The organism is Phenylobacterium conjunctum, assembly GCF_042679085.1.
GTDB lineage: Bacteria > Pseudomonadota > Alphaproteobacteria > Caulobacterales > Caulobacteraceae > Phenylobacterium > Phenylobacterium conjunctum.
Genome location: NZ_JBHTLQ010000014.1, coordinates 14,521 through 38,893, shown reverse-complemented (window position 1 = coordinate 38,893; position 24,373 = coordinate 14,521). Strand labels below are relative to the sequence as shown.

At 67.6% G+C, this 24,373-nt stretch carries 21 protein-coding genes; 17 read left to right on the top strand and 4 right to left on the bottom strand.

Going from position 1 to position 24,373, the window contains the following annotated elements; translation table 11 throughout:
- Complete coding sequence (gene dnaE, locus ACFQ27_RS08265) at nt 1-3,447, top strand: DNA polymerase III subunit alpha (protein WP_377353238.1); 3,447 nt, start codon at nt 1-3, stop codon at nt 3,445-3,447.
- 50 nt (nt 3,448-3,497) lie between these two features.
- Here dnaE and ACFQ27_RS08260 read toward each other — a convergent pair whose 3' ends face one another.
- Complete coding sequence (locus ACFQ27_RS08260; RefSeq protein ID WP_377353236.1) at nt 3,498-3,737, bottom strand: hypothetical protein; 240 nt, start codon at nt 3,735-3,737, stop codon at nt 3,498-3,500.
- 213 nt (nt 3,738-3,950) lie between these two features.
- Here ACFQ27_RS08260 and rpsB point away from each other — a divergent pair, with 213 nt between their 5' ends.
- From rpsB to lpxB, 15 genes are all read left to right on the top strand, one after another.
- On the top strand, nt 3,951-4,742 hold the full coding sequence (rpsB, locus tag ACFQ27_RS08255) for a 30S ribosomal protein S2 (protein WP_374346739.1): 792 nt from the start codon (nt 3,951-3,953) through the stop codon (nt 4,740-4,742).
- 95 nt (nt 4,743-4,837) lie between these two features.
- A complete protein-coding gene (tsf, locus tag ACFQ27_RS08250; protein ID WP_377353234.1) occupies nt 4,838-5,779 on the top strand; it encodes a translation elongation factor Ts in 942 nt (313 codons plus the stop codon).
- Nucleotides 5,780-5,880: 101 nt separating this feature from the next.
- Complete coding sequence (gene pyrH, locus ACFQ27_RS08245; RefSeq protein ID WP_374346737.1) at nt 5,881-6,594, top strand: UMP kinase; 714 nt, start codon at nt 5,881-5,883, stop codon at nt 6,592-6,594.
- Nucleotides 6,595-6,686: 92 nt separating this feature from the next.
- A complete protein-coding gene (frr, locus tag ACFQ27_RS08240; RefSeq protein WP_374346736.1) occupies nt 6,687-7,253 on the top strand; it encodes a ribosome recycling factor in 567 nt (188 codons plus the stop codon).
- A 27-nt stretch (nt 7,254-7,280) separates the two neighbouring features.
- A complete protein-coding gene (uppS, locus tag ACFQ27_RS08235; protein WP_374346735.1) occupies nt 7,281-8,030 on the top strand; it encodes a polyprenyl diphosphate synthase in 750 nt (249 codons plus the stop codon).
- Nucleotides 7,990-8,835 (top strand): phosphatidate cytidylyltransferase, encoded by an 846-nt coding sequence (locus ACFQ27_RS08230; protein ID WP_377353232.1) that lies wholly within the window; start codon nt 7,990-7,992, stop codon nt 8,833-8,835. Before uppS ends, ACFQ27_RS08230 begins: the two co-directional genes overlap by 41 nt.
- Nucleotides 8,823-10,025 carry a 1-deoxy-D-xylulose-5-phosphate reductoisomerase gene (locus ACFQ27_RS08225; protein WP_377353231.1) on the top strand — a complete coding sequence of 401 codons (1,203 nt, stop codon included), beginning with the start codon at nt 8,823-8,825 and terminating at the stop codon, nt 10,023-10,025. The genes ACFQ27_RS08230 and ACFQ27_RS08225 overlap by 13 nt, the downstream gene beginning before the upstream one ends.
- Nucleotides 10,026-10,039: 14 nt before the next feature.
- The gene (locus ACFQ27_RS08220; RefSeq protein ID WP_374346732.1) at nt 10,040-11,248 is read left to right on the top strand and encodes a M50 family metallopeptidase; all 1,209 of its coding nucleotides are present in this window, start codon (nt 10,040-10,042) and stop codon (nt 11,246-11,248) included.
- A gap of 29 nt (nt 11,249-11,277) precedes the next feature.
- Nucleotides 11,278-13,638 (top strand): outer membrane protein assembly factor BamA, encoded by a 2,361-nt coding sequence (bamA, locus tag ACFQ27_RS08215; RefSeq protein WP_374346731.1) that lies wholly within the window; start codon nt 11,278-11,280, stop codon nt 13,636-13,638.
- A 4-nt stretch (nt 13,639-13,642) separates the two neighbouring features.
- Complete coding sequence (locus tag ACFQ27_RS08210; protein ID WP_377353230.1) at nt 13,643-14,263, top strand: OmpH family outer membrane protein; 621 nt, start codon at nt 13,643-13,645, stop codon at nt 14,261-14,263.
- Between the two features lie 42 nt (nt 14,264-14,305).
- Nucleotides 14,306-15,325 (top strand): UDP-3-O-(3-hydroxymyristoyl)glucosamine N-acyltransferase, encoded by a 1,020-nt coding sequence (gene lpxD / locus ACFQ27_RS08205; protein WP_377353229.1) that lies wholly within the window; start codon nt 14,306-14,308, stop codon nt 15,323-15,325.
- The gene (gene fabZ, locus ACFQ27_RS08200; RefSeq protein WP_374346728.1) at nt 15,322-15,792 is read left to right on the top strand and encodes a 3-hydroxyacyl-ACP dehydratase FabZ; all 471 of its coding nucleotides are present in this window, start codon (nt 15,322-15,324) and stop codon (nt 15,790-15,792) included. The genes lpxD and fabZ overlap by 4 nt, the downstream gene beginning before the upstream one ends.
- 2 nt (nt 15,793-15,794) lie before the next feature.
- Nucleotides 15,795-16,586: an acyl-ACP--UDP-N-acetylglucosamine O-acyltransferase gene (lpxA, locus tag ACFQ27_RS08195; protein ID WP_374346791.1), complete on the top strand. Its 792-nt coding sequence runs from the start codon at nt 15,795-15,797 to the stop codon at nt 16,584-16,586.
- A gap of 9 nt (nt 16,587-16,595) precedes the next feature.
- A complete protein-coding gene (gene lpxI / locus ACFQ27_RS08190) occupies nt 16,596-17,432 on the top strand; it encodes a UDP-2,3-diacylglucosamine diphosphatase (protein ID WP_377353228.1) in 837 nt (278 codons plus the stop codon).
- On the top strand, nt 17,429-18,595 hold the full coding sequence (lpxB, locus tag ACFQ27_RS08185) for a lipid-A-disaccharide synthase (protein ID WP_374346726.1): 1,167 nt from the start codon (nt 17,429-17,431) through the stop codon (nt 18,593-18,595). The genes lpxI and lpxB overlap by 4 nt, the downstream gene beginning before the upstream one ends.
- 67 nt (nt 18,596-18,662) lie before the next feature.
- Here lpxB and gltA read toward each other — a convergent pair whose 3' ends face one another.
- Nucleotides 18,663-19,946 carry a citrate synthase gene (gltA, locus tag ACFQ27_RS08180; RefSeq protein WP_377353227.1) on the bottom strand — a complete coding sequence of 428 codons (1,284 nt, stop codon included), beginning with the start codon at nt 19,944-19,946 and terminating at the stop codon, nt 18,663-18,665.
- Nucleotides 19,947-20,004: 58 nt separating this feature from the next.
- Nucleotides 20,005-21,411, bottom strand: a complete 1,407-nt coding sequence (gene gltX, locus ACFQ27_RS08175; protein ID WP_377353226.1) for a glutamate--tRNA ligase — start codon at nt 21,409-21,411, stop codon at nt 20,005-20,007.
- A 64-nt stretch (nt 21,412-21,475) separates the two neighbouring features.
- Here gltX and ACFQ27_RS08170 point away from each other — a divergent pair, with 64 nt between their 5' ends.
- Nucleotides 21,476-23,626, top strand: a complete 2,151-nt coding sequence (locus ACFQ27_RS08170) for a ComEC/Rec2 family competence protein (protein ID WP_377353225.1) — start codon at nt 21,476-21,478, stop codon at nt 23,624-23,626.
- Here ACFQ27_RS08170 and lexA read toward each other — a convergent pair.
- Nucleotides 23,607-24,302 (bottom strand): transcriptional repressor LexA, encoded by a 696-nt coding sequence (gene lexA, locus ACFQ27_RS08165; RefSeq protein WP_374346722.1) that lies wholly within the window; start codon nt 24,300-24,302, stop codon nt 23,607-23,609. The genes ACFQ27_RS08170 and lexA overlap by 20 nt on opposite strands.
- Nucleotides 24,303-24,373 lie beyond the last annotated feature (71 nt).

Here is a 24,373-nt window from a genome sequence, read left to right as displayed (position 1 = left end):
GTGAGCGACGGGGCAGGGGAGAGCGACGGGTTCGTCCACCTGCGGGTCCGCTCCGCCTATTCGCTGCTGGAAGGCGCGATCAAGGCCGACAAGGTTCCGGGCTACGCCGCCAAGAACGGCATGCCGGCCGTGGCCTTGACCGACCGGGCCAACCTGTTCGGCGCGCTTGAGTTTTCGGTCTCCGCCAAGGACGCCGGGGTCCAGCCCATCGTCGGCTGCGCCCTGCCGGTGACCGGCATCGGGGGAAAGGCCGGCGAAGCCTGGGCTAAGACGCCGACCGTCGTGCTCCTGGCCCAGACGGAACAGGGCTACCTCAATCTCTCGGTGCTCTCGTCCCACGCCTATGTGGAATCCGACGGGATGTCCGAGCCTTCGGCCCCCTGGGAACTGGTGGCGCAGCATTCCGAAGGGCTGATCCTTTTGTCGGGCGGTCCCGACGGCCCCATCGATCCCCTGTTCGCCGCCGGCAAGACCGCCGAGGGTAATGCGGCCCTGGCCGAGATGGCCCGGGTGTTCGGGGACCGGTTCTACATCGAGCTTCAGCGGCACGGCACGCCCGCGGAGGCCGCCGCCGAACCCGATCTGGTCGCCTTCGCCTATGCGAACGACGTGCCCCTGGTCGCCACCAACGACGTCTATTTCGCCGCCAAGGCCATGTACGATGCGCACGAGGCCCTGCTGTGCATCGCCGACGGCGCCTTCATCAGCCAGGACGAACGCCGCCGGGTCACCGACGAGCACTGGTTCAAGCCCGCCGCCGACATGCGCGCCCTGTTCGCCGACCTGCCCGAGGCCTGCGACAACACCGTCGATATCGCCCGACGCTGCGCCTTCATGGTCAAGAAGCGCGACCCGATCCTGCCGCGCTTCCCCAGCGACGCCGGCCGCACGGAAGCCGAGGAACTGGCTCACCAGGCCCGCGAGGGCCTGAAGGCGCGGATGGCGCGCGGCCAGGCCAACGCCTTCCCGGTGGAGGACTATGAGGCCAGGCTGGAGCGGGAGATCGGGGTCATCACCCAGATGGGGTTCCCCGGCTATTTCCTGATCGTGTCGGACTTCATCAAGTGGGCCAAGGCGCGCGGCATTCCGGTGGGGCCGGGGCGGGGTTCGGGTGCGGGGTCGCTCGTGGCCTATTCCCTGACCATCACCGACCTCGATCCCCTTCGCTACGGCCTGCTGTTCGAGCGCTTCCTCAATCCGGAGCGGGTGTCGATGCCCGACTTCGATATCGACTTCTGCCAGGAGCGCCGGGAAGAGGTCATCTCCTACGTCCAGCAGCGCTATGGCCGCGACCGGGTGGCACAGATCATCACCTTCGGCACCCTGCAGGCGCGCGCCGTGCTGCGCGATGTGGGCCGGGTGCTGCAGCTGCCGCTGGGCCAGGTGGACCGCCTGGCCAAGATGGTGCCGGCCAACCCCGCCAACCCCGTGACCCTGGCCAAGGCCATCGAGATCGAGCCGCGCCTGCGCGAACAGCGGGACAGTGACGAGGCGGTCGCCCTGCTGCTCGACACCTCGCTGCAGCTCGAGGGCCTGTACCGCAACGCCTCGACCCACGCCGCCGGCGTGGTGATCGGCGACCGGCCCCTGACCGAACTGACCCCGCTCTATCGCGATCCGCGCTCCGAGCTGCCGGCCACCCAGTTCAACATGAAGTGGGTCGAAAGCGCCGGCCTGGTGAAGTTCGACTTCCTGGGCCTGAAGACCCTGACCGTCATCGACCGGGCGCTGAAGCACCTGGAGAAGCGCGGGGCGCGGGTCGACATGGCGGCCCTGCCGCTGGACGACGCCAAGACCTACGAGCTGATGTCCAACGCCCAGACCGTCGGGGTCTTCCAGTTGGAAGGCCAGGGCATGCGCGACACCCTGCGTCAGCTGCGACCCGGCTCGATCGAAGACGTCACCGCCGTGGGCGCGCTCTATCGCCCTGGCCCGATGGATAACATCCCGGCCTTCATCGACTGCAAGTTCGGGCGCAAGCCCATCGACACCCTGCACCCAACCCTGGCCCCGGTCCTGAACGAGACCTACGGCATCATCGTCTACCAGGAACAGGTGATGCAGATCGCCCAGATCCTGGCGGGCTACAGCCTGGGCGAAGCCGACCTGCTGCGTCGGGCCATGGGGAAGAAGAAGAAGGAGGAGATGGAGCAGCAGCGCGCTCGCTTCGTCTCCGGGGCCGAGGCCAAGGGCGTTCCGGCCGCCCAGTCCGGCGCCATCTTCGACCTGGTGGACAAGTTCGCGGGCTACGGCTTCAACAAGTCCCACGCCGCCGCCTACGCCGTCGTCAGCTACCAGACGGCCTGGCTGAAGGCGAACGCGCCGGTGGAGTTCTTCGCCGCCTCCATGAGCCTGGATATCGCCAACACCGATAAGCTGTCGGTGTTCTACCAGGACGCCAAGCGGTTCGGGGTGACCATCCGGGCCCCGGACATCAACACCTCCGGCGCGGATTTCGAGGTCGAGAACGGCGAGGTGCTCTACGCCCTGGGCGGCATCCGCAATGTCGGCCTGCAGGCCATGGAGCATGTGGTCGAGGTCCGCCGCGAGGGCGGGGCCTTCCGCGACATCTTCGATTTCGTCGAGCGGATCGATCCGCGCCAGGTGAACAAGCGCTGCTTCGAAACCCTGGCGCGGGCCGGCGCCTTCGACAGCCTGAACGCCAACCGCGCCCAGCTGGTGGCCGCCGCCGACGTGCTGATCGGCTATGGCCAGAGCATCGCCGCCGAGCGCGCCTCGTCGCAGGGCTCCCTGTTCGGGGGCGACCAGGCCGAGGCCCAGCGGCCGCGTATCCCGAAGGCTGAGCCCTGGACCCCGACCCAGCGTCTGGACGAGGAACTGGCCGCGGTCGGATTCTACCTGTCCGGCCACCCGCTGGACGACATGGTCGAGGCCCTGCGCCGCAAGCGCACCGACCTTTTGGCCGACGTGATCCCCAAGGCCGAGGCTGGGGCGGAAGCCTTCCGCATGGCCGGCATCGTGCGCCGCAAGCAGGAGCGCGCCAGCCAGTCCAGTGGTGAGAAGTTCGCTTTCGTCACCTTCTCGGACCCGACCGGCGAATACGAGGTGCTGTTCCCGCCGGAATCCTTGCGCAAGTGCCGCGAGATGCTGGAGCCGGGGAAGGCCGTGGCGATCAAGGTCCGCGCCAAGGCCAGGGACGGGGAGGTGCGGTTCTTCGGTGATGACGCCGAGCCGGTGGACAAGACCATCGCCAACGCTGTCGCCGGCCTGCGCGTCCATGTCACTCCGCGCAGCGCCGAGATCGACGCGCTCAAGCGGCGGCTGGAGGGCGTCAGCAACGCCCGCGGCGGCGAGATCATCCTGGTCGCCGCCGTCGAGGGCGGCCGCGAGATCGAACTGAAGCTGCCCGGCCGCTTCACCCTGGACGGCGCCGTGCGCGGCGCGCTGAAGACCGCGCCCGGCGTGGTGTTCGTCGAGGACCTGTAGTTTTGCCCCGGGCATCCGGCGAATGCCGGGATGTGCGGATGTGGACGACCTCAGAACGTCGACTTCGTCTTCGGGTGATAGAGGTCGATGTAACCCTTTGGCTTGGCCGGCTTGGCATAGGGATTGAGACCGCCGCGGGTGTCGTAGATCGGCTTCGGCTTGTAGGGCTTGAACGGCTCCGGCGACGGCATGGCGCCGATCAGCGCCGGCGGGGCCGGCGGCTGGGGCGCGGTCAGGGCGCCGCCGCTGCCGGTCGCGGCCCAGGCGGCCAGGATCGTCAGAGTGATCATTGCGCTCACCTGTGACCTATGAGTGTGGGCTGGCGCTGGAGGGCTGGCAATCCCGAGGGGCTTGCTTTTTCAGGCGTTCGCGCCTAAATCCGCGCCCATTCCACACGTAGGCGTTTGGCCAGTTCGGGGAGACATCCCGTTCTTCGCCATTCCGGTCCTCCCGTCCGGGAGGGTTTGCCTGCGGAGGTTAACCGGAAAAAGGACGAAAAGCCGATGGCGCTTCCTGAATTCTCCATGCGTCAGCTCCTGGAAGCTGGCGCCCACTTCGGCCACCAAACGCACCGCTGGAACCCGAAGATGGACCGCTACATCTTCGGTAGCCGCTCGAACATCCATATCATCGACCTGTCGCAGTCGATCCCGCTGCTGCACCAGGCCCTGGTGAAGGTCCGTGAAGTCGCCGCGTCCGGCGGCCGCGTGCTGTTCGTCGGCACCAAGCGCCAGGCTTCCGATCCGGTCGCCGTCGCCGCCAAGCGTTGCGCCCAGTACTATGTGAACCACCGCTGGCTGGGCGGCACGCTCACCAACTGGCGCACCGTCTCCGGCTCGATCGCGCGTCTGCGCGAGCTGGAAGGCGTGCTGGAAGGCGACAACAGCCGCACCAAGAAGGAACTGCTGCAGCTGACCCGCGAGCGCGACAAGCTGGAACTGTCCCTGGGCGGCATCAAGGACATGGGCGGCATCCCCGACCTGATGTTCGTGATCGACACCAACAAGGAAGCCATCGCCATCCAGGAAGCCCGCAAGCTGGGCATCCCGGTCGTGGCCATCCTGGACACCAACTGCGATCCGGACGGCATCACCTATCCGATCCCCGGCAATGACGACGCCGCCCGCGCCATCCAGCTGTACTGCGACCTGATCGCCGACGCCGTCCTCGACGGCCTGGCCGCTGGCCAGTCGGCTGCGGGCGTGGACCTGGGCGCCTCGGTCGCCCCGATCGAGCCGACCCTGGCGCGTGAACTGGAACCGGCCGCCCCGGCCGCCGAGCCGGTCGCCGAATAGTCGCCTGCGCCATCAAGGCGTAGCGAACCACAACTAGACCTCTGGCGACGGGTCCCTTCGGGCCCGTCGCTTTATTCGAACGGAAGGAGCCGACCATGGCGGAGATCACCGCTCAGCTGGTCAAGGACCTGCGCGAAAAGTCCGGCGCGGGCATGATGGACTGCAAGAAGGCGCTTCAGGAAAACGGCGGCGACGTCGAAGCCTCCATGGACTGGCTGCGCACCAAGGGCCTGTCCAAGGCCGCCAAGAAGGCCGACCGCGCCGCGGCCGAAGGCCTGGTGGCCGGCAAGACGAGCGCCGACGGCAAGACCGGCGTGCTGGTCGAGCTGAACGCTGAAACCGACTTCGTCTCCAAGAACGAGACCTTCCAAGGCGCGGCGCGTGAATTCGCGAACGTGGCCCTGGGCGTCGACGGTGACGTGGACGCGATCCTGGTCGCCAAGACCTCCAAGGGCGAAGTCGTCTCGGACGTGGTGACCAACCTGATCGCCACCATCGGCGAGAACATGCGTCTGCGCCGTTCGGCCCGCCTGTCGGTGGACGCCGGCGCCGTGTCGCTCTACCTGCACAACAAGCAGGGCGACGACGTGGCCAAGCTGGCGGTGCTGGTGGCCCTGGAGTCCACCGGTGACGCCGAGCAGCTGAAGGAAGTCGGCCGTAAGATCGCCATGCACGTGGCCGGCACCCCGACCCCGCCGCTGGCCCTGAACAGCGACGAGCTGGACCCGGCCGTGGTCGCCAAGGAGCGTGAGATTCAGACCCAGACCGCGATGGAATCGGGCAAGCCCCGCGAAATCGCCGAGAAGATGGTCGAGGGCCGGATCCGCAAGTGGCAGGAAGAAGTGGTGCTGCTGAAGCAACCCTTCGTCATGAACCCGGACCAGACCATCGAGCAACTGGTCGCCGAAACCGCCAAGGCGGTCGGCGCGTCGGTCTCGGTGAAGGGCTTCGTGCGCTTCGCCCTGGGCGAAGGCGTTGAGAAGACTGAAGGCCCGGACTTCGCGGCCGAAGTCGCGGCGATGAGCGGTCAGGCCTGATCCTGACTCTCAGAGTTTGACGTCTCTCAAGGGCGCGGTGCGTTACACGCATCGCGCCCTTGGTTTATGTAGGGACCCGCTAGATTCTCTCGAAGGCCGCCATGTCAGAACCCCGCTACAAGAAGATCCTTCTGAAGATGTCGGGCGAGGTGCTGATGGGCGACGCCCTGTTCGGCATCGACACCAAGACCATTGAGGCCGTGGCGGCCGATATCAAGGAAGTCACCGACGCCGGCGTGGAGCTCTGCCTGGTGATCGGCGGCGGTAACATCTTCCGCGGCGTGTCTCTGGCGGGGCGCGGCATGGAGCGGGCCAGCGCCGACTACATGGGCATGCTGGCCACGGTGATGAACGCGCTCGCCCTGCAAGGCGCCCTGGAAAAGGTCGGTGTCCACACCCGCGTTCAGTCGGCCATTCCGATGGATGCGGTCTGCGAGCCCTACATCCGCCGCCGGGCGCTGCGGCACCTGGAAAAGGGCAGGGTGGTGATCTTCGCCGCCGGCCTGGGCGCGCCCTACTTCACCACCGATACGCCCGCCGCCCTGCGGACAGCCGAAATGGGCTGTGACGCCCTGTTCAAGGGCACCAGCGTCGACGGCGTCTATACGGCGGATCCGAAGAAGGACCCCTCGGCCCAGCGCTACGACACCCTGAGCTATCAGGAAGTGCTGGCCAAGGACCTGAGGGTCATGGACGCCTCGGCCATCGCCCTGATGCGCGACAACAACGTCCCGATCGTGGTGTTCTCGATCCGTGAGCGGGGCAACTTCATGAAGGTGCTGCAGGGCCAGGGCGTCTTTACGACGATCAACTGATCCCGAACCTGAATTGCCGTCGCGGAAGCGACGCCGTTATAAGGACTTGGCGGCCTTTTCTCAAAGAAGGCCCCTGAAGCGAGGAGACCGACATGGCTGCTGGTGAAAAGCCGGTGCTGGCGAAGTACCGGGACCGCATGGACAAGGCCGTCGCCGCCCTGAAGGAAGAATTCGGCAGCCTGCGCACGGGGCGCGCCTCGGCCAGCCTGCTCGACCAGGTGATGGTCGAAGCCTACGGCTCCATGGTGCCGATCAGCCAGGTGGGCAGCGTCAGCGTGCCGGAACCGCGCTCGATCAGCGTCAGCGTCTGGGACCGCGGCGTGGTTGTTTCGGTGGAAAAGGCGATCCGGTCCTCGGGCCTGGGCCTGAACCCGGTCGTCGAAGGCCAGAACCTGCGCATTCCGATCCCGCCCCTGACCGAGGAACGCCGCAAGGACCTCGCCAAGCTGGCCGGCAAGTACGCCGAGCAGCAGAAGATCGCTGTGCGTAACGTCCGCCGCGACGCCAATGACGACCTGAAGAAGGCCGAAAAGGATGGTGTCATCACCCAGGACGAACAGAAGCGGATGGAAGGCGAGATCCAGAAGTTCACGGACGAGGCGATCAAGCGCGTGGACGACGCCTTGAAAACCAAAGAGCAAGAGATCATGCAGGTATAGTCGGCCGTTCCGCCGCCGGAGATCACCATGGCCGCCGCCCCTCCCGAGCCGACCGCTGCGCCGCTGCATGTGGCGATCGTCATGGACGGCAATGGTCGCTGGGCCAAGCGCCGGGGCTTGCCGCGCACCCTGGGCCACCGGGCCGGGGTCGAGGCGCTCAAGCGCACCGTCGCCGCGGCGCCGGCGCTAGGGATCAAGTGGCTGACGGTGTTCGGGTTTTCCACGGAAAATTGGAGCCGGCCGGCGGCTGAGGTGGCCGAGCTCATGGCCCTGCCCAAGCGCTACTTCGACAGCGACCTGACCCGTCTGGAGCGGGAAGGGGTGCGGGTGCGCTGCTGGGGCCGGCGCGAGGGCCTGTCGCCTGAACTGGTCAAGATGCTCGATGAGGCCGAGGCCCGCACCGCGCACAACGACACCTTCTTCTTGCAGATCGCCTTCAACTATGGCGGTCAGGCCGATATCGTCGACGCCGCCCGGGCCTTCGCCGCCGAGGTCGCCGCCGGGCGCGCACGTCCTGAGGATCTGGACGAAGCGATGTTCGCCCGCCACCTGTCCAGCCGCGACGCCCCGCCCACCGACCTGATTATCCGCCCCTCTGGCGAGCAGCGGCTGTCGAACTTCCTGCTGTGGGAAGCCGCCTATGCCGAGTTCGTCTTCCAGGACGTGCTGTGGCCGGATTTCAGCGTCGACCACCTGAAGGCGGCGCTCGAAGAGTTCAGCCGGCGCGACCGGCGCTATGGCGGCACGCCCGCGGACGGTGTCCTTGCCGCAGGCTAGGCGTTTCGACTGGTCCAACCTGGGGATCCGGGTCGCTTCGGCGACCTTGCTGATCCCGTCGGTCCTGGCCGCGGTGATGTTCGGCGGCTGGGCCTTCCTGACCCTGATCGCCGTCGCCGTGGCGCTGCTGGCCATCGAGTGGGGCGCGATGAGCGCGCCCAAGGCGCCGGTGCGGGTCTCCGCGGCCGTGTGCGCCGCCGTGCTGGTCGGCGTTTTCCTGGCCCACCGGGATCATATGTGGCTGGCCTGGGGCGGCATGATCGTCGGCGGCATGGCCGCGGCCCTGGTGGCGCGCGGGGTGGCCGAGCGTCCGGCCGATGCGGCCTATGGCGTGGTCTATATCGCCGTCGCCTGCATCTGCCTGGTCTGGCTGCGGTCCATGCCCCAAGGGCGCTATTGGACCATCATGCTGTTCCTGATCACCTGGTCGGCGGACATCGCGGCCTACGCTGTGGGCAACCTGTTGAAGGGGCCGAAGTTGTGGCCCCGCTTCTCCCCGAACAAGACGTGGTCCGGCTTCATCGGCGGCCTGGTGGCCTCCATGGGCGTCGGGACCCTGATGGCCTCGCTGCCGATGTTCACGTTGAACCTGGCGGCGGCCGCGGCCGTTGGGTTGGTGGGCGGTCTGGCCACAATGGCCGGAGACCTCTGGGAGTCCATGCTGAAGCGGCGGTTTGGCGTGAAGGATTCCGGCGATCTGATCCCGGGACATGGCGGCCTGCTTGACCGCGTCGACGGCCTGCTGTTCGCCGTGGTGGTCATCGCTGGGGCGCGGCTGGTGAATCATCTGGGATGGGGCCATTGAACCTTCCGCGTCGCGTCAGCATCCTGGGGTCCACGGGCTCCGTAGGCGTCTCAACCCTCGACCTGTTCGAGAAGGCCGGCACGCCGGTGGAGGTCGTGGCCCTGACCGCAGGCCGCAATGTCGAGCGCCTGGCGGAACAAGCCCGGCGCTGGCGCCCCAAACTGGCGGTGATCGAGAATGAGGCCGGCCTGGCCGAGCTGCGTGACCGGCTGGCGGGCACGGGCGTCGAGACCGCCGCCGGCGCCTCGGCGGTCGCGGACGCCGCCGCCGAAAGCGCCCAGTGGGTCATGTCGTCCATCGTCGGCTTTGCGGGCCTCGCGCCGACCTTGCGGGCGGTGAGGGGCGGGGCGGTCGTCGCCCTGGCCAACAAGGAGAGCCTGGTCTGCGCCGGCCCGACCCTGCTGCGCATGGCGCGGCTGGCCGGCGGGGCGGTGATCCCGGTGGATTCCGAGCATTCGGCGATCTTCCAGGTGCTGGACCCGTCCTGCGCCCAGCATGTGTCGCGGCTGATCCTGACCGCCTCGGGCGGGCCGTTCCGCACCTGGAGCCGCGAACAGATGGCTCACGCCACGCCGGAACAGGCGGTCGCCCATCCCAACTGGAGCATGGGCAAGAAGATCTCGGTCGATTCCGCGACCATGATGAACAAGGGCCTCGAGATGATCGAGGCGGCCTATCTGTTCTCCATGCCGGCGGAGCGGGTTGACGCCCTGATCCACCCGCAGTCGATCATCCACAGCCTGGTGGAATACGCCGACGGCTCGACCCTGGCCCAGCTGGGCGCGCCGGACATGCGCACGCCTATCGCCTGCGCCTACGCCTGGCCGGACCGTCTGCCTTGGCCTGCGCCCAAGCTGGACCTGGCGAAATCCGGCGCCCTGACCTTTGAAGAGCCCGACTACGAACGGTTCCCGGCCCTGAAAGTGGCCAAGGCGGCCCTTGCGGCGGGCGGCGCTGCGCCGGCGGTGATGAACGCCGCCAACGAGGTCGCCGTGGCTGCGTTTCTTGACCGTAAGATCGGCTTTCTCGATATTGCCGCAATCGTGGCCGAAACCCTCGAACGGGTTGAGGCGAGGGGCCTCGCTGAGGAGTCGGACGGCGATGCTCTGGAAACCGCGCGGCGGAATGATGCGACGGCCCGACGCGTGGCGGATGAGGTCGTCCTGGGCCGCGCCGCGGTCAGGACCTAGGGAGTAGCCCGACCATGCTCGACTTCATCGCGGCTGCGCCGATCTACATCATCCCGTTCCTGCTGGTCCTGACCCTGGTGGTCACGGTGCACGAGCTTGGGCACTTCCTGGCCGCCAAGGCCTGTGGCGTGGCTATCGATCGGTTCGCCATCGGATTTGGCCGTGCGATCTTCTCCTGGAAGGACAAGTCGGGCGTCGAATGGCGCGTCGGCTGGATCCCGTTGGGCGGCTATGTGCGCTTCTCGGGCGACGAGAACGCCTCCAGCGTGCCGGACAAGGAAGACCTCGACAGCCTGCGCAGGGACATCATCCTGCGCGAGGGCGTGGGGGCCGAGAAGCGGTATTTCCACTTCAAGCCGCTGTGGCAGCGCGCCTTTGTCGTGGCCGCTGGTCCGTTCGCCAACTTCGCGCTCTCCATCACCCTGTTCGCGGTCCTGCTGTTCAGCCTGGGCCAGTATGTCATCCCGCCGCGGATCGCCGTGGTCAGCCCAGGCGGCGCGGCTGAGCAGGCCGGCTTCAAGCCCGGCGACCTGATCCTGAGCGCCGAGGGCAAGAAGGTCGTCGACTTCCGCGACCTCGCCGCCGTCGCCCAGCTGCGGGTGAACCTGCCTACCCAATTCGAAGTTCAGCGCGGCGCTGAGCGCCTGCAGATCACCGCCACCTCCGAATGGAAGATGCGCCCGGATCCGTTCGGCGAAATGCGTCGCCAGGGCACCTTTGGCCTACAGCCGGTGAGCCAGGCCGAGCGGGTCACCTACGGGCCTATCGAGGCGGTGGGCCTGGGCGTGAAGAAGACGGGCGAGATCATCTCGACCACGGTCTTCTACATCGGCCGCATGGTGACCGGTCAGGTCGCCGCCGACCAGCTGAGCGGCCCCCTCGGAATCGCCCGTCTGTCTGGGGAGGTGGCCAAGAGCTCCACCGCCGGCGCGCCGGACTTTGGAACCATGCTGCTGGGCGGCGCCATCGGCCTTCTGCAACTGGCCGCGGCCATCTCGGTGGGCGTCGGTTTCATGAACCTGTTGCCAGTTCCCGTGCTCGACGGGGGCCATCTGCTCTTCTACGCCTATGAGGCGCTCGCCCGCCGCCCTCTTGCCGCCAAGGTTCAGGCGGCAGGGTATCGCGTGGGCCTTGCGCTGGTGCTCGGTTTGATGTTGTTCGCGACGTGGAACGATCTGCAGCAGCAGCAAGTGTTCAAAATCCTCGGCGGTCTCTTTTCCTGACCCGCCCATTTCCGTTGACGGCTGACACGATGCAAAGACCCCGCGCCCGACGCGCCGCGCTCGCCTCCGGCCTCGCCCTCATGATGGGGTCGACGGCCCTGATCACGCCGGCGATCGCCCTGGCGCAAGCCTCCGCCCAGGAAGGCGCCGTTCAGCGCATCATCGTGGTGGGCAATGAGCGGATCGAGCAGTCGACGATCCTGTCCTACCTGCCGATTCAGCCGGGCGACACCATCGGTCCGGCCAAGATCGACCTGGCGCTGAAGGCCCTGTTCCGCACCGACCTGTTCTCCGACGTGAAGATCGCCCTGGCCAATGGCGACCTGACCATCACGGTCGTCGAGAACCCGATCATCAACAAGGTGGTGTTCGAGGGGAACGCCGGCCTGAAGGAAGACAAGCTGCGCGACGAGGTGACCGTGCGTCCGCGCGGCATCTTCACCAAGTCCAAGGTGCAGACCGACGTCCAGCGCATCATCGAGCTCTATCGCCGCTCGGGCCGCATCTCGGCGATGGTCTCGCCGAAGATCGTCGAGCTGCCGCAGAAGCGCGTGGACCTGATCTTCGAGATCAACGAGGGCCCCAAGAGCGGCGTCCTGCGGGTGAACTTCTTGGGCAACAAGGAGTTCTCGGACAACGACCTGCGCGACGTGGTCGTCACCGAGCAGACCAGCCTGCTGAAGTTCTTCTCGAACAACGCCAACTATGATCCGGACCGGCTGGAGTACGACAAGGAGCAGCTGCGCAAGCACTATCGCAACCGCGGCTTCTACGACTTCCGGGTCGTCTCGGCAGTGGCCGAGCTGGCGCCCGACAAGAATGGCTTTGTCATCACCTTCACCGTGGATGAAGGCCCGCAATACAAGTTCGGCAAGGTCGACGTGGAAACCCAGCTGAAGAAGCTGGACAAGGATCTGCTGCGCGCCCTGGTGCCCATCCGCGCTGGCGACATCTACGAAGACGAGCGGATCGAGAACGCCACCGACACCCTGACCTTCGCCGCCGGCGCCGCGGGCTTCGCCTCGGTGGACGTGCGGCCGCGCTACACGCCCAATCGCGAAACCAAGACCGTCGACGTCACCTTCGAGGTCAACGAAGGCCCGCGCGTCTATGTCGAGCGCATCGACATCGTCGGCAACACCCAGACCCTGGACTATGTGATCCGCCGAGAAATGAACCTGGTGGAGGGCGACGCCTATAACCGCGCCCTGGTCGACCGGTCGAAGAACAGCATCCGCGCCCTTGGCTTCTTCAAGGACGTGGACATCAAGGAAATCCCAACCGCCCAACCGGATCGCACGACCCTGCAGGTGAAGGTCGAGGAACAGCCCACCGGCGAACTCTCATTCAGCGCCGGCTATTCTTCCGTCGACCAGCTGGTGCTGGACCTGGGCGTCACCCAGCGCAACTTCCGTGGCCGTGGCCAGGACGTCCGCGCCCGCGTCTCGGTCGGCTCCCTGCGCCAGCAGGTGGACCTGTCGTTCACCGAGCCGCGGTTCCTGGGCCGCAACCTGCGCGCCGGTATCGACATCTATTCCTACAAGTACGACTTCTCCGACTACTCGGCCTACAAGTCGGAAAGCTACGGGATGAACCTGCGCGCCGGCTTCCCGCTGACGCTGAACTCGTCCATGTCCACGCGCTACGTCCTGCGCAGCGACACCGTCGACATCGACGATTCCTACTGCGATCCGACCCAACCGCTGGTGTCCCTGTCCCTGTGCGCCCAGCGCGGCAGCTACGTGACCTCGCTGATCGGTTACGGCCTGCGCCTGGATCGCCGGAACGACCCGATCCGTCCGACCCGCGGCTTCTACACCGCCATCAACCAGGACCTCGCGGGCCTGGGCGGCGACGTGAACTATCTGAAGACCGAGGTCGAAGGCGGCTGGTACCACGGGTTCAACAAGGACTTCGTGCTGCAGGTCACCGGCCAGGCCGGCTACGTCTCCGGCTGGAACGGCGACACGGTCCGGATCAACGACCGCTTCTACAAGGGCGGCAACAGCTTCCGCGGCTTCGAGACCGCCGGCATCGGCCCGCGCGATACGAACTTCAACCGCTCCGACGCCCTGGGGGCCAAGGCCTATGCGGTCGGCTCCCTGGAACTGTCGATCCCGACTTTCCTGCCCGAGCAGTACGGCATCAAGGCCGCGCTGTTCACCGACTTCGGCACCGCCGGCCTCTTGGACGACAAGGACAAGCTCAACGCGTCCGGCACGATCGATCCGCTGATCTATGACGACCTCGCCCTGCGGGCCTCTGCGGGTCTCTCGGTGTTCTGGCGCTCGCCCATGGGGCCGATCCGCTTCGACTTCAGCCAAGTTTTGGCCAAAGAAGCTTACGACAAGACCGAAACCTTCCGGTTCTCCACTTCAACGAAGTTCTGATCTCATGACACTGAAGACCCTCGTCGCGACGACCGCCGTCGCCGCCGCGCTCGCGACCTCCACCCAGGCTCTGGCCCAGGGCGGCGCCGCCGCTCCGGCCCCGATCGCCCAGGGCCCCGCCATTCCGGGCATCTGCGTGATGTCGTTGGACGCCGCCATTGGCTCCTCGACCGTCGGCAAGTACGTCCAGACCCGCCTCGGCCAGATCAGCACCCAGGTGCAGTCTGAGGTGAATGGCGAGCAGACCCAGATCGCCAACGACGCCAAGGCGATCGACGCCAAGCGCGCCACCCTGGATCAGGCCACCTTCGACAAGCAGTCGGCGGACATCCAGCTGCGCGCCAACGCCCTGAACCGCAAGGCTCAGCTGCGCGAGCGTGAACTGCAGGCCACCCAGCAAAAGGCTCTGGGCCGTATCGCCCAGGAACTCGACCCTGTGGTCCGCGCCGCCTATCAACAGGCCAAGTGCAGCATCCTGATCTCGCGCGACGCCGTGATCGTGGCCCCGAACCCGTCGATGGACATCACCCCGGCGGTGATCACCGGGCTGAACGCCAAGATCACCCAGTTCACCTTCGACCGGGAACGTCTGGACCAGCCGGCTCCCGCCGCCCAGACTAAGTAAGACGACTCGCGGCTGCGCGGGTCACGCCGCATAACGGTATCCATGCCTGATCCGCGCTTCTTCCAGGACCTGGGCCCTGTGGCCCTGTCCGACCTCGCCCAGTTGACCGGCGCCACGCTTCCTCCGGAGGCGGGCGCCGTTCGTGTCAGTCGCGTCGCCACCCTGGCCCGCGCCGACCGCGACAGCATCACCTTCGTCACCGACAAGCGGTATCTCGCGGACCTTGCGCACACGCCCGCCGCGGCGGTGTTCGTGTCCGCTCAGCATGCCGCGTCGGTCCCCGAGGGTTGCATCGCCCTGGTGACCCGGACGCCTCAGGCGGCCTACGCCATGGCGGCCGACCGGTTGCACCGGCCGCGGCTGCATGTGGGGGCCGAGGCGATCTCGCCAGAGGCGGTGCTGGAAGACGATGTCCGCCTGGGGCCAGGCGTGGTGATCGGGCCGGGCGCGCGTGTGGGTCGTGGGACGGTCATCTGCGCAAACGCCGTGATCGGGCCCGGTGTCGCCATCGGTCGCGACAGCTATGTCGGCTCGAACGCCAGCATCGCCTTCGCCCTGATCGGGGATCGGGTGAAGATCCTGGCCAACGCCGTGATCGGTGAGCACGGGTTCGGCGCGACGGGCGGCCCCAAAGGGGTGATCGATATTCCTCAGCTCGGCCGCGTGATCCTGCAGGATGGGGTCACTGTGGGGGCCAACAGCTGCATCGACCGCGGCGCCTATGACGACACCGTGGTGGGCGAGAACACCAAGATCGACAACCTGGTCCAGATCGCCCACAACGTCCGCATCGGCCGCAATTGCGTCATGGCCGCGCATACCGGGATCTCCGGAAGCGTGGTGATCGGCGACGGATCGGCCTTCGGCGGCCGCGCCGGCCTGAAGGACCACCTGGTGATCGGCGAGGGGGTGCAGATCGCCGCCGGCGCTGGGGTGCTGCGGGATGTGCCGGCCGGCGAAACCTGGGGCGGCTTTCCGGCCCAGCCGATCAGACAATGGATGCGCGAGGTCGCCTGGCTTGGCCGGGCCTCATCGCAGCGCCGCGAGGGGACGGATAAATGAGCCAGACGACCACGGCGGCGAACGCCATCGATATCGCCGAGATCATCTCGCGCATCCCGCACCGCTATCCTTTCCTGCTGGTGGACCGGGCTGAGGACTTTGTGGCCAACGAGTCCATCGTCGGCATCAAGTGCGTGACCTTCAACGAGCCCTTCTTCCAGGGACATTTCCCCGACTATCCGGTCATGCCCGGCGTGCTGATCGTCGAGGCCATGGCCCAGACGGGCGCGGTGCTGATGTCCAAGACCCTTGAGGTCGACCCGCGCGGCAAGACTATCCTGTTCGCCTCGGTGGACAACTGCCGCTTCCGGGCGCCTGTGCGGCCCGGCGACGTGCTGCGGATGAACGTCCGTGTGGTGAAGTCGCGCGGCGGCCTGTTCAAGTTCGCGGGACAGGCCATGGTGGGCGACAAGATCGCCGCCGAGGCCGAGTTCGCCGCCATGCTGGTGGAGACCCCCGCGTCATGAGCATCGAGATCCATCCCACCGCTATCGTAGAGGCGGGCGCTGAGCTGGCGGACGGCGTCAGCATCGGTCCGTTCTGCACCGTCGGCGCCAACGTCAAGCTGGGCCCGAACTGCAAGCTGGTGTCCCACGTGGTCGTGGCCGGCCATACCGAGCTGGGGGCCGACAACACCGTCTATCCCTTCGCCATGCTGGGCGGTCCGCCGCAGCATACCGCCTACAAGGGCGAGGCGACCCGGCTGGTGATTGGCGACCGCAACACTATCCGCGAACACGCGACCATGAACATCGGCACCGTCAACGGCGGCGGGGTGACCAAGGTCGGGTCCGACGGCCTGTTCATGATCGAGAGCCATGTGGGCCATGACTGCACCGTCGGCGACAAGGTGATCCTGACCAAGCAGGCGACCCTGGGCGGGCACTGCGAGGTCGGGGACTTCGTGATCGTCGGCGGCCTGGCCGCCGTGCACCAGTTCACCCGGGTCGGGCGCCACGCCATGATCGGCGGTCTCGCCGCGGTCGTGAAGGACGTGATCCCCTATGGCTCTGTGTGGGGCAACCACGCCCACCTCGAAGGGCTGAACCTCGTGGGTCTGAAGCGTCGCGGCTTCAGCCGGGAGACGATCAACACCATGCGCGCCGCCTACCGGCTGCTGTTCGCCGACGAGGGCACCTTCCAGGAGCGCCTGGAGGACACCGTGGAGACCTACGCCAGCTGCCCAGAGGTGGTGGAGATCATCGAGTTCATCCGGGCGGATGGCTCGCGGCCGCTCTGCCTGCCGGAACGCGAGGTCTAGGTCCGCCCTATGCGCAAGCTCGGCCTGATCGCCGGCGGCGGCGCCCTGCCGGTGGAGATCGCCAACCATTGCGCCGAGGTCGGCCGGCCCCTGTTCGTCGTCCGCCTGAGGGGCTTTGCGGGCCCAGAGCTCGAGGAGTTCCCCGGCGCCGAGGTGGGTCTGGCCGAGGTCGGCAAGTGCATCAAGGTGCTGAAGCAGGCCGGCTGTGAGGCCGTCTGCCTCGTCGGCAATGTCAGTCGCCCGGACTTCAAGGCGCTGAAGCCCGACCTGCGCGGCATGGCCATCCTGCCGGGCGTGATCAAGGCCGCCAAGCATGGCGACGACGCCCTGCTGCGGGTGGTGCTGGACGAGTTCGCCAAGGAAGGCTTCGTCATCGAGGGCGCGCACGAGGCGAACGGCTCCCTGACCCTTGGGATCGGGCCGCTGGGCAAGGTGTCCCCGAAAGCCGAGCATAAGCTCGACATCGGCCGCGCCCTGATGGTGGCCCGCGAGATCGGCAAGCTGGACATCGGCCAGGGGGCGATTGTCTGTGACGGCCTGGTGCTGGCGGTGGAGGCCCAGGAGGGCACCGACGCCATGCTGCGGCGGGTGGCGCACGACATCCCTACCGCCATTCGCGGCCAGCCCGGCGCCTACAAGGGTGTGCTGGCCAAGGCGCCCAAGCCGATCCAGGAGACCAAGATCGACATGCCGACCATCGGCGTCGCCACCATCCAGCGCGCCGCGGCGGCTGGCTTGGCCGGCGTAGTGGGGGAGGCGGGGCGCCTGCTGGTGCTGGATCGTGACCAGGTGATCGCGCTGGCCGACGAACTGGGTCTGTTCGTGTTCGGGGTCGAGGCGCCGTGAGCCGGCCCCTGACCGTAATGCTGGTGGCCGCTGAGGCGTCGGGCGATGACCGCGGCGCCGGTCTCGCCAAGGCCCTGCGCCGTCGCCTGGGCGACCAGGTGCGGTTTGTGGGCGTCGGCGGCTCCAAGATGGCGGCCGAGGGCGTCGAGAGCCCCTTCGACATCGCCGAGATTTCGATCCTCGGCCTGCTGGAAGGCCTGATGGCCTATCCGAAGATCCTGGCCCGCGTCGCCGAGACCGCCGAACTGGCGGCTCGCGAGACGCCGGACGTGGCCGTGCTGATCGACAGCTGGGGCTTCACCCTGCGCGTCGCCGACCGTCTGAGGAAGCTCGATCCGAAGCTGCCCCTGGTGAAGTATGTCGGCCCCCAGGTCTGGGCGACCCGGCCCGGGCGCGCCAAGACCCTGGCCGGCAAGGTCGACCACCTGCTGACCATCCATTCCTTCGATGCGCCGTTCTTCGAGAAGGAGGGCCTGCCGGTCACCTTCGTCGGCAATGGGGCCTTGAATATCGACTTTTCCGGCGCCGATCCGGATCGGCTGCGCCGGCAGCTGGGCATTGCGCCTGAGCATCCGATCCTGCTGGTCATGCCCGGCAGTCGGCCGGGCGAGATCGAGCGCGTCCTGCCGGCCTTCGAGGACGCGGTCATGCTCTTGAAGGCGGACCGCCCGGACCTCGAGGTGGTGATCCCCGCCGCGCCCACCGTCGCCGACATGGTCCGCGCCAAGGTCGCCGGTTGGTCCCGGCGAGCCCATGTGGTGGAAGGCGATGAGGCCAAGCTCGACGCCATGAAGGCCGCGACCGTGGCCCTGGCCTGCTCCGGCACCGTGACCCTGGAACTGGCCCTGGCCGGCGCGCCGATGGTGGTGGGCTATCGGCTGGGCAAGCTCACCCACACCATCCTCAAGCGCCTGATCCGGACGCCCTACATCACCCTGTTCAATATCGCCGCCCAGGCCTTTATAGCGCCGGAGTTCGTGCAGGACGACTGCAACGGCCCGGACCTCGCCAAGGCGGTGGCCGCGAGGCTGGATGATCCGAAGCTGCGGGCGGACCAGGTCGCGGCCCAGTTCGACGCCTTGGACAGGATGGGCCGCGGAGGCCCTGACCCCTCCGAGGCCGCCGCCGAGGCTGTCCTTCAGATCGTAAAAAAGGGGAGCTGAAAGCTCCCCTTTTTCATTCGTTTCGAGGTTTTCCCGATAAGCGCTTGGCGCCTATCGGGAAAGACGCTTAGCCGCGCTTGTCGACCGGCACGTACTCGCGATAGGGCGCGCCCGTGTAGATCTGGCGCGGACGGCCGATCTTCTGGGACGGATCCTCGATCATTTCCTTCCACTGGGAGATCCAGCCGACGGTCCGCGCCAGGGCGAACAGCACGGTGAACATCTCGGCCGGGAAGCCCAGCGCGCGCAGGGTGATGCCCGAATAGAAGTCGACGTTCGGGTACAGCTTGCGCTCGATGAAATAGGGGTCGTTGAGCGCGATCTTCTCGAGCTCCATGGCCACCTTCAGCAGCGGGTCATCCGCGTGGCCGACTTCGGCCAGCACTTCATGGCAGGTCTGCTGCATGACCTTCGCGCGCGGGTCGTAGTTCTTGTAGACCCGGTGACCGAAGCCCATCAGGCGATAGCGACGATCCTTCACGCCCTGGACGTACTCAGGAATGCGATCGACGGTGCCGATCTCCTTGAGCATGTTCAGCGCTTCTTCGTTCGCGCCGCCATGGCTCGGGCCCCACAGGCAGGCGATGCCGGCCGCGATGCAGGCGAACGGGTTGGCGCCCGACGAACCGGCCAGACGGACGGTCGAGGTCGAGGCGTTCTGCTCGTGGTCGGCGTGCAGGATGAAAATGCGGTCCATGGCCCGCGTCAGCACCGGGTTCGGCTTCCAGTCCTCGGCCGGGACCGAGAAGCACATGCGCAGGAAGTTCTCCGCGTAGGATAGGTCGTTGCGCGGGTGCACGAAGGGCTGGCCCACCGAGTACTTGTAGGCGCGGGCGGCGATCGTCGGCATCTTGGCGATCAGCCGGTGCGACGAGATCATCCGCTGCTTCGGATCATCGATGTTGGTGCTATCGTGATAGAAGGCCGACAGGGCGCCCACGGCGCCGACCATGATCGCCATCGGGTGGGCGTCGCGGCGGAAGCCGTTGAAGAACCGGTCGAACTGCTCATGCAGCATCGTGTGGTGGGTGATGGTGTGTTCGAAGGTCTCGAACTCCGCCGCGTTCGGCAGCTCACCGTTCAGCAGCAGGTAGCAGACCTCGAGGAAGCTCGAGTCCTGGGCCAGCTGATCGATCGGATAGCCGCGGTGCAGCAAGACGCCCTTGTCACCATCGATGAAGGTGATCTTGCTCTCGCAGCTGGCCGTCGAGGTGAAGGCCGGGTCGTAGGTGAAGACATCCGTCTCGGCGTAGAGCTTACGGATATCCACGACCGGCGGGCCGTCCGTACCCGTGAGAACCGGGAGTTCGACGGTCTTGGAGCCGATGCTCATTTTCGCCGTTTCGGCCATGCCATCCCCTTCTTAAATTCTGGAATTGAAACGCCTGTTCGGGTCGCCTTATAGCGCCTTACGCAGCGTGCGAAAGAGCATCCTCGATCCTCGCGAGACTTTCCGCTTTTCCTAGGCTTACCAGGGCGCCCGCAAGGTCAGGCGCCGGCGACCCGCCCGAAAGCACGGCGCGCAGGGACGGACCGAACTTTCCGATGCCCACGGCCTCGGCCTCAGCGAACTGGCGGATGACGGTTTCCAGCGCCGGGACAGCCCAGTCCTCGGTCGCGGCCAGCCGTTCGGCCAGGCGACCCAGGCGGCCGCGGACCTCCTCGGTCAGCTGGTTCAGCGCCTTTTCGGGCAATTCCAGCGGGCGGCGCTTCAGGGCGAAGACCACGGAGTCGGCCAGGTCGAGCAGGGTCTTGGCCCCGTCTCGTACCAGCGGAATGGTGCGCTGCAGGATAGCGTCGTCGCCGTCGTGCAACGGCCAGTCGCGGCTCTTCAGGACCTTTTTCACGAGGTCCGCCAGGCGCTCGACACCGGCCTCGCGGATGTAGTGGTTGTTGACGTGGGCCAGCTTGGCCCAGTCCAGGCGCGCCGGAGCCCCAACCACGTCCCGGATATCGAACCATTCCTGGGCCTGGGCGTCGGTGAAGATCTCGTCGTCGCCATGGCCCCAGCCCAGCTTGGCCAGGTAGTTGCGCATGGCCTCCGGCAGGTAGCCCATGTCGTCGAATTCACTGACGGCTTGCGCGCCGTGGCGCTTGGACAGCTTCTTGCCGTCCGGGCCGTTGATCATCGGCAGGTGGGCCCAGACCGGAACCTCCCAGCCCATGCCCTGATAGATCTGGGTCTGGCGGGCGGCGTTGTTCAGGTGGTCGTCGCCGCGGATCACATGGGTGATGCCCATGTCATGATCGTCCACCACGACGGCCAGGTTATAGGTCGGCGTGCCGTCGGTGCGCAGCAGGATCAGGTCGTCGAGGTTCTTGTTCGGAAAGGTGACGTCACCCTTCACCTGGTCGGCGATGACCGTCTCGCCCTCCAGCGCGGCCTTCAGCCGCACCACAAACGGGCGGTCTTCCGGATAGTTGCTGGCCACCTCGCGCCAGGGCGAGCGGATCACCCGGCCCTCGGCGCGGGCGGTCTCACGCTCGGCTTCCAGCTCGTCCTGGGTCATATAGCAGCGGTAGGCCGCACCGCGGCTCAGCATCTCGGCCACCACCTCGCGGTGCCGGTCGGCGCGGGCGAACTGGAACACCGGCTCCTCGTCTGGAATCAGGCCCAGCCAGTTCAGGCCATCGAAGATCGCCTGCACCGCGGGCTCGGTGGAGCGCTCGCGATCAGTGTCCTCGATGCGCAACAGGAACTTGCCGCCGGTGTGGCGGGCATAAAGCCAGTTGAAAAGCGCCGTCCGGGCCGTGCCAATGTGCATGTAGCCGGTGGGCGAGGGGGCGATACGGGTGACGACGGGGCGGTCGGACATCGAAGCTTCGACTGTAGGTGAGGGGAGCGGCGCCGCGGGCGCTGCGGATGGCGCGCCTCTTAGCATGGGGATTCGCCTGCCTCCTAGCCCGGCGGCGGCGCGGGCCTGGCTGGCGGCGCAGGCCGCGCCCCAGGCTGAGCGCCTGGCCCTGTGGGCGCCTGTCGCCATGGGCTGTGGGGCTGCGGTTTATTTCGCCCTGCCGCGCGAGCCTGTGGCCCTGGTGGCCTGGGGCGTGCTGATCGCGGCGGGCCTGCTGCTGGCCTTGAGGTCGCGCTTCGTCCTGCCGCCCTTGGCGCGGGTGGTGCTGGTGCTGGCCGCCTGCGCGCTGCTCGGCTTCGCTCTGGCCAAGCTGCGCACCGAAGCCGTGCGCGCGCCGGTCGCGCCGGATGGGCGCGGCGTCCAGGTCGTCCAGGCCTATGTGCTCGACGTGGCGAGCCCGGGTCAGGGCGGGCCGCGCCTGCTCCTGGCCCCCATCTCGGTCAGCGGCCTTGCGCCGGCCGACACCCCGATCCGCGCCCGCATCACCCTGCGGCCGGACACGCCAATTCCGACCCCGGGTCAGGCGATCCGGCTCAAGGGCATGCTCAACCCGCCGCCGCCGCCGGCCAGCCCCGGCGCCTATGACTTCGCCCGCGACGCCTTCTTCGAGGGCGTGGGCGGTGTGGGCTTCGCCCTGACCGCGCCGGAGGTTCTCGCCGATCCGGGCGGGGCGCCCTGGCCGCTGCGTCTGCAGATGCAGGTCAACGCCTGGCGCTGGGCGCTCGCCCTGCGGATCGTCCAGGTGCTGGGGCCGGAGGAGGGCGGGTTGGCCGCGGCCATGGTCTCGGGCCATGAGACCTTCATTCCCAAGGCCCAGGTCGACGCCCTGCGCGCCGCGGGCCTGGCCCACATCATCTCGATCAGCGGCCTGCACATGGCCATCGTCGGGGGCTTCGCATTTGCGGCGGCGCGCCTGTTCGTCGCCGCCTGGCCCTGGCTGGCGCTTCGGGTGTCGGGCAAGAAGGTCGCCGCGCTGTTCGGCCTGGCCGCCGTGCTCGGCTACCTGGCCCTGTCCGGCGCGCCCAGCCCGGCGGAGCGGGCGGCGATCACCGCGATCTGCGCCTTCGCCGCCATCCTGTTCGACCGCCAGGCGATCAGCCTGCGCACCCTGGCCATCGCCGCCATCGCCATCCTGGCCCTGCGGCCGGAGGCGGTGACGGAGCCAGGCTTTCAGATGTCGTTTGCGGCCACCACGGCCCTGGTGGCGCTTGCCGAGCTCTGGCCGCGTCCGATCCGTGAGATCAACACCCCCTGGCCGATCCGCTTCGTCCAGGGAACCGGCCAGTGGCTGCTGGCCAGCCTGGCGGCGAGCTTCGTGGCGGGTCTGGCGACGGGGCCTTTCGCCATGCAGCACTTCAACCGGGTCTCGACCTTCGGCCTGGTGGCCAACCTGGTGGTGGCGCCGATCTCGTCCTTCCTGATGATGCCGGCCCTCGCGGTCGGCGCGGTCCTCGCGCCCCTGGGCCTTGGCGAGGCGCCCCTGGCGGCGGCGGGGTTTGGCATTGAGCTGATGAACAGGGTGGCTGCGACGGCCGCGTCGCTGCCCGGCGCCCAGTTGGTGGTGGCCAGCGCCCCAGCCTGGACCCTGCCGGCGGCCTTCCTTGGGCTGTTGTGGTTGTGCCTGTGGCGGGGGCCGCTGCGCTGGCTAGGCCTGCCCCTGGCTCTTTCTGTGACGCTTGCGCCCCGGCCGCCCGCGCCCGACGTCTGGATCTCCGCCGATGGCGCGACCCTGGCGGTGCGGGCGCAGACGGGCGCGATCCTGCTGCGACCAGACGTGAAGCGGTTTGGGGCGGAGATTTGGGCCCGGCGACGGGGGCTGTCGGTCGGCGAGACGCCGGAGATCGATCTGGCCAGGCGCGATGGTGGCTATGACTGCGACCGCTGGTCCTGCCTGCCACGGCCCGGCGCGCCGCCGGTCGCGGCGGTCTGGACACGACGCGCCTCGACCATCGACAAGAAGCTGCCGGCCTTCTGCGCCAGCGCCGAGGTTATCGTGATCCGCGGGGAGGTTCCCGCCGACGCCTGTCCAGGCCGGCTGGTCCTGGGCGAGGCGGACTTCCGCAAAGGCGGTTCAGCCGAACTCTACCCGACGCCCAGCGGCTGGCGGGTGGTCTGGGCCCAGCCCCTGCGCGGGGACAGGCCCTGGACCCACGGCGTCAGTGATAGCGACGGATGAGGCCGACCAGGCGGCCCTGCACCTGCACCTGGTCGGGACCAAAGATGCGGGTCTCGTAGGCCGGATTGGCGGCTTCCAGGGCGATGGAGGCGCCCTTCTTGCGCAGGCGCTTCAGGGTGGCTTCCTCGCCCATGACCAGGGCCACGACGATGTCGCCGGAGGTGGCCGCGTCGGTCCGGCGGATCACCACATAGTCGCCGTCCAGGATGCCGGCGTTGATCATCGAGTCGCCCTGAACCTCGAGGACGAAGTGCTCGCCCGCGCCCAGCATGGTCTCGGCCACGGGCAGGCGGTCGCGCTCCTGCTGGATAGCCTCGATGGGCGTGCCGGCGGCGATCTTGCCCAGCACGGGAAGCTCGCGGGTGTCGTTGGCGGCGGCCACGACCGGCGCGCCCTCGCCGGGCTCCACCAGCTGCGGCTTGAAGGGGCTGCGGCCCTTGGGCGGGGCGGCGGTTGTCGCCTGCTGCGGCAGCTTCACCACCTCCAGCGCCCGGGCCCGGTGGGGCAGACGGCGCAGGAAGCCGCGCTCTTCCAGCGCGGTGATCAGCCGGTGGATCCCGGACTTGGACGCCAGGTCCAAGGCCTCCTTCATCTCATCGAAGGACGGCGAGACGCCGGTCTCCTTGATCCGCTCATGGATGAACATGAGCAGTTCGTGCTGTTTGCGGGTGAGCATGACGGCGACCTCTAGGGAACAAAGCGAAAACCCTGTCTTTGTTCTCTAAGCGTTCTTCCTTAATGTCAAGT